3 protein-coding genes are annotated in these 2,681 nt (G+C 62.7%); all 3 read right to left on the bottom strand.

The genetic code is table 11. From position 1 onward, the window contains the following. Nucleotides 1–29 precede the first annotated feature (29 nt). Nucleotides 30–2,099, bottom strand: a complete 2,070-nt coding sequence (locus JQ624_RS38200) for a recombinase family protein (RefSeq protein WP_212424011.1) — start codon at nucleotides 2,097–2,099, stop codon at nucleotides 30–32. Beyond that, nucleotides 2,089–2,259, bottom strand: coding sequence for a hypothetical protein (locus JQ624_RS38195; RefSeq protein ID WP_212424010.1), 171 nt, complete (start codon nucleotides 2,257–2,259; stop codon nucleotides 2,089–2,091). The genes JQ624_RS38200 and JQ624_RS38195 overlap by 11 nt, the downstream gene beginning before the upstream one ends. A 204-nt stretch (nucleotides 2,260–2,463) precedes the next feature. Further along, the coding region (locus JQ624_RS38190) for a hypothetical protein (RefSeq protein ID WP_212424009.1) at nucleotides 2,464–2,681 on the bottom strand (218 nt) is incomplete at its 5' end.

Below are 2,681 nucleotides of genomic sequence, written 5' to 3'. Positions count from 1 at the left end.
TACAACCGCGCATCAGAACACCCATCTGTCTATGTTGTTGAAGAGAAGAGAGTTTGCTGATCGGGATGCGATCCCGTGGGGTATCTTGGGTTCTGTCGCGCTCGTTCGGCGATAGATTGAGCGGCACTTGTTATCAGCGAGGCGCGGGCGAAGATCCACGGGCCGTCCGATAGCGGATGGATGGCTTCGATCTCGCCGGCTTCGGCGGCCAGCCGGAGCGTCTTGGGCACAATCTTTAGAAGTTTTGCCGCGTTGCCGAGGTTGAGCCAGGGCTCGATCCCGTCCTCGGCAGGCTTGAACACCGGGATGTGGTAGTTCGAGCGCATTGATGTGACGCGCTCGCGGGTCCAGCGATTGCCGTTGCCCGTCTTGAGGCCGTTGCGGTTGAGGAGGCCGGCAATCAGATCGTCGCTGGCGATCAGTACCAGTTGACGCACGGCTTGGATGATATCGGCAGAGGTACTGTTGCGCTGTCCGCGCCGGCGCTTGGGCAAGCGCAACTCGCTATGGGCGCCACCCACCCAGTGGACGATGAGAACGATCTCGGAGGCCGCGTCGTCGATATCAGCCACGACCTCATGGATGAGGGTGCGCACAATGCGCTTCTTGAGGCGAGCATCCGTCGTCGGTGCATCCCAGACCGTTTTGAGGTTCGAGGCCAGCACGCCGAGCGAAGCTGGATCGGCAATCGGCGCGGGCGTCGCCGCATCATGCATGGCGATCTTGCCCTCGACCTCCGCCGCGTGGGCGAGCGCCCTGTTCCAGCGCGCTTCCAGCTCGCTCGCCACCAGCCGGTTCGCTGGGTCAGCGGCATCGTATTGCCGGAAAGCCCGGTCGGCGGCATAGCGCGCCGCTTCCAGATCGCGACTGAGAGCATCGCGCACCTGATCACGCCGGTCCCTGGCTCCCTTGGCAGCAGCGGCGGCAGCGGCGATAGCGCCCGGACCGACGACGCCAAGCAGTGCGTCCTCGATTGCATCATCGACGCGCAATCCGCCGAAGGCGATGCAGTGAGGGCCGCCATTGTCCATCCAGGCGCGGCTGCAGCTGTAGCGCGGGATATGGTGCTTCATGCCGGAGTACCGGAGTGTGAGCTTGCGGCCGCAGCGTTTGCACCGGATCAGACCGGCCAGCAGCGCGTCACCATGCTTGGGCGCGCCGTGATGCCGACCGGTGGGAACGTTGCTGCTGACCATGGTGCGGATCGCCTCGAACCTCTCCCAGCTCACATACCCGTCGTGGGTGTTGGGCTTCAGCGCCAGCCATTCGTTCCGCGTCTTGCGGCGGACCTTCACGCTCACGCCCTCGGCGCTGTATCCCGCCGCCACAGCCGTCTTACCATAGGCATAGGCGCCGCCGTAGACCGGGTTCTCAATGATCCGGTGGATGGCGGAGTAGCTCGGTCGCCGCCAGGCCGTGTCGCCGTTGGCCTGCTTCACCGGCAGATCGAGATTGTACTCGTGGAGCCAGCAGAGCGCCTGTCGCGCGCTGCCCAGTTCCTCGACCTTGTCGAACACCAGCTTGATCGCTTCCTGGACCCGCCGATCCGGATCTTTCTCATAACGGTCGCCGGCCTTCACGAAGCCGACGGGCGCTGCCACAACCAACTCGCCCCGGCGCGCCTTCTCGTAGCGGGCCGAGAGCGAGCGCTGGCGCAACAGATCCAGTTCGTACTCGTTGAGGCTGCCCTTGAGCCCGAGCAGCAGGCGGTCGTTACCGTGCCTCGGTGCATAGATGGTCTCCTGATCGACCAGAACGGTATCGACCACACGGCACATCTCGATGAGTTGCTGCCAATCCCGGCTGTTGCGAGCGAAGCGTGAGACCTCTCGGGCGCAAACCACACCAACCTTACCGAGGCAGACCTCCGCTACCATTCGCTCGAAGCCGGCGCGTTGTACGCCGCCAGCGGCCGAGCGACCGAGATCATCATCGATCACTTCAATCTCTGACCACCCGAGCGCCGTGAGCCGGTCCCGCATGGCGTATTGCAACGCACTACTCTCGCGATTGTGCAACACCTGATGGGCTGAGGATTGACGCACGTAAAGAATCGCTTTGCGTTCCAGATGATGAGGCCTGACCTTGTCAGAGATCATGACCGACCTCCTTCGCGGGCGGCGTCGCTGTCGTCGCAGCATGGTCGAGGATCAACTGCGTCATCAGGCTCGTGAGGACCGCCCGGGCTTCCGCCGGCAGCTCCGGCCATGCGGGCGCGCCGATGGCGTCGTTTGACAGGCCGCTCCCGAACAGATCCATCTGCGGCTGCGGTTGTCGATTGTGTCGGTATCCTTTCCCTGAGTTTGTCGTCACGCGTGACATGGGTCGCTCCCCGATTCTGGTCGTGAGAGGCTCTGGATGCGCCAGAAAGCAGGGCAGCTGATGGCGCTCCATCCTTCAACGCCAGATCGAGAAGCGCACAAAGCGGGGCGAGTGCATCGATGCTAACAAACGGCTGAGCTGTCAAAAGCTCGGCGTCAGGGCATGCCGTCCGGTCGAACATCCATGCCGGTACTTCAAGCCACCGATCTGCTTGCGACCCATCCAGCGTGCAGCGAAAAACGACATTACCAACCTTGTCGACCGCCCCATGAACGCAAACTCGGCGACCAAACCAAGGATGATGCTGATAAAGAACCTCACGAAGAACGGTCCTGTGGGCGTTCTCAAACGTTGTTGTA

This window comes from Bradyrhizobium sp. AUGA SZCCT0283, from assembly GCF_018130385.1.
Classification (GTDB): domain Bacteria; phylum Pseudomonadota; class Alphaproteobacteria; order Rhizobiales; family Xanthobacteraceae; genus Bradyrhizobium.
The sequence above is the reverse complement of the archived record's forward strand: the minus strand, read 5'-3'. Positions and strand labels throughout refer to the sequence as shown.

Bases quoted from the DNA above. Each gene is read 5' to 3' on its own strand.
- JQ624_RS38195 (WP_212424010.1), bottom strand. From the start codon at position 2,259: ATGGATCTGTTCGGGAGCGGCCTGTCAAACGACGCCATCGGCGCGCCC.
- JQ624_RS38200 (WP_212424011.1), bottom strand. From the start codon at position 2,099: ATGATCTCTGACAAGGTCAGGCCTCATCATCTGGAACGCAAAGCGATT.